Origin of the sequence: Trebonia sp., assembly GCF_049794275.1 — a bacterium.
GTDB lineage: Bacteria > Actinomycetota > Actinomycetes > Streptosporangiales > Streptosporangiaceae > Trebonia.
In genome coordinates, this window is sequence record NZ_JBARCR010000204.1 from 1 (window position 1) to 7,323 (window position 7,323).

The 7,323-nt window shown below is 70.4% G+C and carries 8 protein-coding genes and 1 pseudogene; 2 read left to right on the forward strand and 7 right to left on the reverse strand.

All coding sequences use genetic code 11. The features are described from left to right. Positions 1 to 661 (forward strand): thiamine pyrophosphate-dependent enzyme (locus WA805_RS05800; RefSeq protein WP_425241827.1); only part of this gene is annotated, 661 nt, incomplete at its 5' end. Between the two features lie 43 nt (positions 662 to 704). On the opposite strand, the gene WA805_RS05805 is transcribed toward WA805_RS05800, so the two are convergent. The 7 genes from WA805_RS05805 to WA805_RS05835 form a co-directional block, all read right to left on the reverse strand. Continuing rightward, positions 705 to 1,142: a universal stress protein gene (locus WA805_RS05805; protein ID WP_422271295.1), complete on the reverse strand. Its 438-nt coding sequence runs from the start codon at positions 1,140 to 1,142 to the stop codon at positions 705 to 707. A 142-nt stretch (positions 1,143 to 1,284) separates the two neighbouring features. Beyond that, a complete protein-coding gene (locus WA805_RS05810; protein ID WP_422271297.1) occupies positions 1,285 to 1,497 on the reverse strand; it encodes a biotin/lipoyl-binding carrier protein in 213 nt (70 codons plus the stop codon). A 49-nt stretch (positions 1,498 to 1,546) separates the two neighbouring features. Next, entirely contained in the window at positions 1,547 to 2,893 is a 1,347-nt protein-coding gene (locus WA805_RS05815; protein ID WP_425241828.1) for an acetyl-CoA carboxylase biotin carboxylase subunit, read from the reverse strand. A gap of 24 nt (positions 2,894 to 2,917) precedes the next feature. After that, positions 2,918 to 4,204: an HD-GYP domain-containing protein gene (locus WA805_RS05820; RefSeq protein WP_422323699.1), complete on the reverse strand. Its 1,287-nt coding sequence runs from the start codon at positions 4,202 to 4,204 to the stop codon at positions 2,918 to 2,920. 5 nt (positions 4,205 to 4,209) lie between these two features. Beyond that, the gene (locus WA805_RS05825) at positions 4,210 to 5,571 is read right to left on the reverse strand and encodes an HD-GYP domain-containing protein (protein WP_422271303.1); all 1,362 of its coding nucleotides are present in this window, start codon (positions 5,569 to 5,571) and stop codon (positions 4,210 to 4,212) included. Between the two features lie 286 nt (positions 5,572 to 5,857). Continuing rightward, positions 5,858 to 6,130 carry a mycothiol system anti-sigma-R factor gene (gene rsrA / locus WA805_RS05830; RefSeq protein WP_422271305.1) on the reverse strand — a complete coding sequence of 91 codons (273 nt, stop codon included), beginning with the start codon at positions 6,128 to 6,130 and terminating at the stop codon, positions 5,858 to 5,860. Continuing rightward, positions 6,127 to 6,774, reverse strand: a complete 648-nt coding sequence (locus tag WA805_RS05835) for a sigma-70 family RNA polymerase sigma factor (protein WP_422271307.1) — start codon at positions 6,772 to 6,774, stop codon at positions 6,127 to 6,129. Before WA805_RS05835 ends, rsrA begins: the two co-directional genes overlap by 4 nt. Positions 6,775 to 7,045: 271 nt before the next feature. Here WA805_RS05835 and WA805_RS05840 point away from each other — a divergent pair. Beyond that, positions 7,046 to 7,323: pseudogene (locus WA805_RS05840) on the forward strand (hypothetical protein); the annotation flags it as partial.

Genomic DNA, 7,323 nt, shown 5'->3' on the forward strand with positions numbered 1-7,323 from the left:
CGCGCGACCCGGCGGCGATCCTGACTGGCTGGGCAGGCTGCGGGCCGCCGGGCGGGCGTCGGTCGCCGCGGACGCTGACCTGCTCGCCAGCGACGCCACGCCGGTGCATCCGATGCGGGTGTACGGCGAGCTGCTGAAGGCGCTCGACGATGACGCGGTGGTCATCGGCGACGGCGGGGACTTCGTCTCGTTCGCCGGCCGCCTCGTGGAGCCGGCCAGGCCGGGCCGCTGGCTAGACCCCGGTCCGTTCGGCTGCCTCGGCACCGGGCTCGGCTACGCGATCGGCGCGCGGCTCGCGCACCCGTCGTCCCAGATCGTGCTGCTGCTCGGCGACGGCGCGGCAGGCCTGTCGCTGATGGACGCCGACACGCTGGCGCGGCACAACCTGCCCGTGGTGATCATCGTCGGCAACAACGGCGCGTGGGGCCTGGAGAAGGGCCCGATGCGCGCGGTCTACGGGTACGACGTGGCCGCCGACCTGCGGCCTGGCACCCGCTACGACGAGGTGGTCCGCGGCCTGGGCGGCGCCGGGGAGCTGATCACCTCCCCGGCGGAGATCGCCCCGGCCCTGCGCCGCGCCTTCGCCTCTGGCGTCCCGTACCTGCTGAACGTCATCACCGACGTGGACGCCGAATACCCGCGCACCACAACGGGTGTCTAACGCACTCGACGCGGGCAGACCACCTCACCCGTGCCCGGGCGGGCTAGCGGTTGGCGTGCGGGATGATCACGACCGGGCAGTGCGCGTGGTGCGCCACCTGGTCGCTCACCGATCCCAGGTGCAGCCTGGCGAAGCCGCCGCCGCCGCGCGCGCCGAGGACGATCATGTCGGCGTCCTCGGAGGCGCGGAGCAGCACGTCGGCCGGAATGCCATTGACCGCCTCGACCGTGACCCCGTCGGGGCGCGCGGCGCCGATCCCTGCCAGCACCTTGTCGGTCAGCTCCTGGGCGGACGCCTTGGTGCGCACCACGATTTCATTGTCCTCCGGGTAGGGCGTCCCGCGGCCCGACCAACCGACCGGCACGGTGTGCACGGCCAGCACCCTCAGCGGCGCGTGCCGGATCGCCGCTTCCTTCGCCGCCCATTCCAGGGCGCGTTCCGAATAGTGGGAACCGTCAAGACCGACGAGAATTCCGGGCATCGCGTTTCATCTCCCCAATAGGACATGGCCGACATTGTGACGTTAGCGCTAGCGGCGGCAATGCGAAAGACCCGCTCTGGGCGGCCGCGTCTCTTTTGGTCTGCGCCCGCACCAATGTCCGTATTTTGATTGCCGAGATCGGCTAGCCGATCTCGGCGATCAGCTCGTCCTCCTGGACAACGTCGCCCTCGGCGACGTGGAGCTTGGTGACGATGCCGGGGCTCTCGGCCAGGACGGGGATCTCCATCTTCATCGACTCGAGGATTACCAGCGTGTCGCCCTCGTCGACCTGGTCGCCCTCGGAGACGAGCACCTTCCACACGTTCGCGACCATCTCCGCGCGGATTTCCGCCACAGCACGCTCCTTTACCGCTCTCTGGTGAGAGGAGCGTACTAGAACCGGGTCATAACTGGCGCATGCGGCTCACCAGACCGGTGTCGTAGTCGCCGCTGACGAACTCGGGGTTGTCCAGGAGCTCGGCGTGGAAGGGCAGGTTGGTCTTCAGGCCGGCCACGCGGAAGTCCGCCACGGCGGAGCGGGCCAGGGACAGCGCCTCCGCCCTGGTGGCCGCGTGCACGCACAGCTTGGCCAGCAGCGGGTCGTAGAACAGGGTGACCGTGGTGCCCGCCGCGTACCCGCTGTCCACCCGGATGCCAGGCCCAGAGGGCTCCGACCATTCCGTGATGGGCCCGGGGCTGGGCAGGAACCGCTTCGGGTCCTCCGCGTAGACGCGCAGCTCAAGCGCGTGCCCGGACGAATCGACCGGCACGGACGCGTCGAACGTCACCGGCTCGCCCGCGGCGATCAGGAACTGCTGCTCCACCAGGTCTATCCCGGTGACCAGCTCGGTGACCGGGTGCTCGACCTGCAGCCTGGTGTTCATCTCCAGGAACATGAAGTCACCGGTCTCGGTGTCCACCAGGCACTCGACCGTGCCCGCGCCGCGGTACCCGACCGCCTCGCCGGCCAGCACCGCCGCCGACAGCATCCGGGAGCGCAGCGACGCGGAGACGCCAGGAGACGGCGTCTCCTCGGCCACCTTCTGATGGCGGCGCTGCACGGAGCAGTCACGCTCGCCGAGCGCGATCACCCGGCCGTCCGGCAGGCCCAGGATCTGCACCTCCACGTGCCTGGCGTGCGGCACATAGCGCTCGAGCAGGATCTCCGGCGAGCCGAAGAACCGCTCGGCCCGCGACCGCGCGGTATCGAACGCCGAACGCAGCGCATCGTCGTCGAACGCCGCGCTCATCCCGATGCCGCCGCCGCCGGCGGCGGCCTTCACCATGACCGGGTACCCGATCCGCGACGCCTCCTCGACCGCGGCCTCCGCGTCGGCGACCGGAGCGGCCGACCCCGGCGCCACCGGCACCCCGGCCGCTGCCATCAGGTTCCGCGCGCGGATCTTGTCCCCCATCTGCTCGATCGCCGACGGGTCCGGCCCGATCCAGGTCAGGCCCGCGTTGATCACGGCCTGCGCGAACCCGGCGCTCTCGGCGAGGAACCCGTAGCCGGGGTGGACCGCCGCGGCGCCCGCCTTCCGTGCCACGTCGATCAGCAGCACGCTGTCCAGGTAGCTCTGCGCGGGCGCCGACTCGCCGATATAGACGGCCTCGTCGGCCTCGTGCACGTACGGCAGCGACTGGTCCGCGTCGGAGTAGACAGCGATGGCCTTGATGCCCATCCGGCGGGCGGTGCGGATGACCCGGCGGGCGATCTCACCGCGGTTCGCGATCAGCACAGAAGAAAACACGCGCAGCAGCCTACGGGACCGAGGTCACAGGCCGAGCACCGACCGCCTGCTCACCAGCCTGCTCAGCGCCTCGACCACCCGCGGGTCGTACTCGGACGCCGTATCCAGCCGCAGCCGCTGCACCGCGGCCGCCGCCCTGCTGGGCTCTACCGAGCTGCCCACCAGGTCGTCGAAGGCGTTGGCCGCGCGGATGATGCGGCTGCTGAGCGGCGGCTCCTGGCCGCGCCCCGCCGGCCTGCAGGGGTCGCTCTGCCGGCGGACGATGTCCGCGACCGCATCCAGCACCCCGGCCTGCTCGATGACCTCGGCGCCGTATTCGGCGATCCGGCGCTGCTCCTCCCGCACCACGAGCACCGTGGCGCCGCCGGGTATCGGGTCGCGCAGCGACAGCTGCCCGATGTCGTGCATCAGCGCCGCGTACTCCAGCTCGAGCAGCTGCGGCTCTGGCATGCCGAGCTCGCGCCCGATCGCGACCGACAGCCGGCTCACCCGCGCCGAGTGCCCGGCCTCCACGTACCCGCCGATCTCGGTGACCCGGGCCAGCGCGCGAACCGTCTGCAGGTAGGTCGCCCTGATCCCCGCGTACCGGCGCAGCGCCACCTGGGTGACGAGCAGCGGGGCGGTGAACACGGCCACAGCCCAGAGCCCCATGATCTCGGCGGCGAACGCGATGAGTATCGCCGACGCGCCCACCGCCGCGCCGAGCGGCAGCTGCACGCGCAGCTCGTCGAGCAGCGTCACGCCGAACCTGGCCCGCAGCGCGTCCGTCCTGATGAGCGCCGCGATCACCGCTTCCACGAGCCAGGCCACGATCACCAGGGAGACCATGACGGGCAGTTCCGACCACCACCGGCCGCCGATCAGCGAGGCGTTCGCCAGCGGCCGGAAGATGGCCGCGACGCACGCCACCGCCAGCAGCCGGGCCGCCATGGCGGGCAGCCGGGCCGGCCGGCCCACCGCCAGGTGGGGCAGCGCCCCGATGATCATCCCGAGCGCTGTCACCGCGATGACCTGCTGCGCGCTCTGCCGCGCCGGGTCGTTTCCGATCCTGAGCAGCAGCGCGTACGCCAGGGCGCCTGCCATGGCGATGGGGGCCGTTTCCCTGTCGCCTGGCATGGTGAGCCGCAGCAGCTCGCCGAACGCGATCAGCGCGCCGAACGCGACCGCCGCGCGGACGTCTTTGACGCCGGCCACCGCCGTCTGCGCGACCGCCGCGATCAGCAGCAGCCCGGCGAAGACGACGAGCAGCGACTGGCCGGAGTCGAGAACCTGGCGGGGGAAACCGCGTGGCTCGTACCGTCGCGCGGCCACGGACGTCAGAGGCTCTCGATGGCCCGCAGCGGCGCCGCGGGGTCAGGCTCCTCGAGTCCGGCCGTCAGCGCGTCGGCGGCGGCACTCTCGCCGACGGCGCCCGCGGCCTCGCCGGCCACGCTATCCGGCCCCTTCCACCCGTCCCGTTCGATGGCCGTGACGAAGGCGTCGACGAACGCGGGGTCGAACTGGGTGCCCGCCCACTTGCGCAGCTCGGTGACCCCCTCGGGCACCGACCGCGCCCCGCGGTAGGACCGGTTGGACGTCATCGCGTCGAACGCGTCAGCCACCGCGAGCACCCGGGCGAACTCGGGGATCTCGTCGCCCGCCAGGCCCATCGGGTAGCCCTTGCCGTCGATTCGCTCGTGATGGTGCATGATGCCGGCCAGCGCCTCGTCCAGGAACCCGATCTCCCGCACGATGTCGAGGCCGCGCATCGGGTGCAGCTGGATGGCGGCGTACTCGTCGTCGGTGAGCGAGCCGTTCTTCTGCAGCACCGACGTCGGGACGCCGAGCTTGCCGACGTCGTGCAGCATGCCGGCGTACCTGATCGCCTCGGCCCGTTCGGCGCGCATCCCGATCTCGCGCGCGATCATCACGGAGCCGCGGGACACCCGCTCGCTGTGCCCGCGGGTGTAGAAGTCCTTGGTCTCCACGGCCTGGCACAGCGCGCTCACCGTCGCCTCGTAGGAGCGCTGCTGCGCGGCGAACTGCGCCACGGCCCAGCGGGCGATGAAGACGGGGATCAGCACGAAAACCGGCGTGAACGGCCCGAGCACGCTCCACAGCGCCGCGATCAGCAGGCCGAAGGCGCCGTAGCCCAGGTCGGTGAACAGCAGCTTGAAGTCGAGCCCGACGCGGCCGGCCGGGGCGCCGGGTTCCCTGGTCAGCCACAGCACGCCGCGCAGCAACGAGAAGTTGACGATCACGTGCGCCGCGTCGGCGCCGATGAACGGCCCGATAATGCCGGGGAAGGCACTCGGTCCTGGCGTGCCCACGTGCCCGCCGAACAGCAGGAACGTCCGCCCAGCCAGGTAGGCGCTGAGTGCGAACATGCCGGCGTTGAAGAGCCGCTGCGGCAGGCTGGGGCCGCGGCGGACGCCGAGCAGTGTGCAGCCGCCAACGATCGCGGCGCCGACCGGCCCGACCAGGATGACCGCGGCCAGGCTCGCGATACTGTTCGCGGACCAGGCGAGGCTGCGCGACTTCAGCACCGTGGCGATGGACTCGCAGGCGACGACGAGCAGGCCGAGCACTTCGACCTGGGCCCAGTCAATTCCTGCGAAGGGCCCCCGGGCTATCACTACGACGGCGGCGGCGATTACCGCGCCTATATAAAGCCAGGCGATTCGCGAGAGCTTACCCACGCTCCCCCCTCGTAGCCGGCTCTGGACCCGAATCGCACCTCTCGGCCGTCGCTACCCCCAGGAAACGCCGGAGGCGATAAGGATGGCCGCGAATCGCCTCCTTGACCCGTACGCGGTCGGGGACGCAGTACCGGATGCCCGCATGCGGATAGTCCTCCCTCGCAAAAGCTGACGGCGCAGCATGCCGTCCACCGACAGGATAACGTGGCAGCGCGAATTCGCGCAGACCCAAAACCGGCCGCAAACTGACCGCAAACGTTTGGTTACCCTGTGCGACAGGAGTTTGTTATTCGGTAAGCTCAATCTCCGCTTGAACTTGCCTGATCCGCACCAGCACTTTGGTCCGCAACTCGCTCGGCGCGGGGTCGCAGCCGCAATGCTTTGCGACCAGACGCTTGACCGCCTCTTCGAGGCCGAACTCGCGAAGGCACGGCCCGCACTCGTCCAAATGCTGCCTGATGCTGTCGCAATCAGCATCGGAGATCTCGCCGTCCAGGTACCAGTAGACCCGGTCGAGTACCTCGCTACACGGAGTCTCGTGAGGGTTCCCGCAGCTCATGACCTGTCCTCCTCGGCCTGTACGGCCTCGGCCTGAGCGCTCCCCACCTGAGCACCGTCAGCCTGCGCCCGAACTAGACCACGCTCAGCGGCATAGTCCTGGAGCGACTCCCGCAGCTGGCGGCGACCGCGGTGGAGCCGTGACATCACGGTACCTATCGGTGTCCCCATGATGTCAGCGATTTCCTTATACGCGAAGCCTTCGACATCGGCCAGGTAGACCGCGATGCGAAACTCCTCGGGCAGCGACTGCAACGCCGTCTTGATGTCAGAGTCGGGCAGCCTCTCCAGCGCCTCCGCCTCGGCGGACTTGAGGCCGCCTGAGCTGTGCGACGCCGCGCGCGCGAGCTGCCAGTCCTCCACCTCATCGGAACCGGACCGCTGCGGCTCCCGCTGCCGCTTGCGGTAGGTGTTGATGAACGTGTTGGTCAGGATCCTGAACAGCCAGGCCTTGAGGTTCGTCCCCTGCTGGAACTGGTGGAACGATGCGTACGCCTTCGCGAACGTCTCCTGCACCAGGTCCTCGGCGTCTGCCGGGTTTCGCGTCATCCGGAGGGCGGCGGAGTACAGCTGGTCCAGGTATGGCATGACATCCGCTTCGAAGCGCTCGCCGCGCTCCGCTAGCGTCTCTGGCACGTGGCCCACCCCCTCTCGGTAACCGTAAGAGGATACCTGCCCGGTGTGGCTGGAGGCGGGCCGGCGTGACCGCAAGCGGCGGGCGAGGTGTCCGCCCGCTGCGCGGTCCGGCTTCGTGGTCGGTGTGGCGACGGCCATGTCGCGTTCAACACTGGCTTGTGCCCGCCAATTCCGCCATCCACGAGGAACCGCAGGGATGGAACCCGCAGGCCCGGGGAACGTTAAACAGAGAGAGAGTGGGTGCCCCCCCCGAGCGCGCACCCGGCCAGGAGTAAACCTCGTGCAGGCATCCGCCAGCGCCGTGCGCGACACCGGTCCCGCCGCCGACTACGAGCGGTTCCGTGCCGCCGTCGCCCGCGCCCAGCTCAAAGCCTGGCTGCCCAGCGGGCAGGCACGCATCATCGACATATCCGGCCCCGGCGCGACAGCCGCGGAGACAGCCGCCTGCGCGGGCCACACCGTGCTGCGCGTCATCGGCCCCGGTACCCAGCCGCCGTCCGCACAGTCACCGGCCGCCCAGTCACCGGCCGCCCAGTCACGGGCCGCCCAGTCACGGGC

What these genes read in the sequence shown, in the direction of transcription:
- WA805_RS05805 (WP_422271295.1), bottom strand. Translation starts at nt 1,142, where the DNA reads ATGCCCGGAATTCTCGTCGGTCTTGACGGTTCCCACTATTCGGAACGC.
- rsrA (WP_422271305.1), bottom strand. Translation starts at nt 6,130, where the DNA reads ATGAGCTGCGGGAACCCTCACGAGACTCCGTGTAGCGAGGTACTCGAC.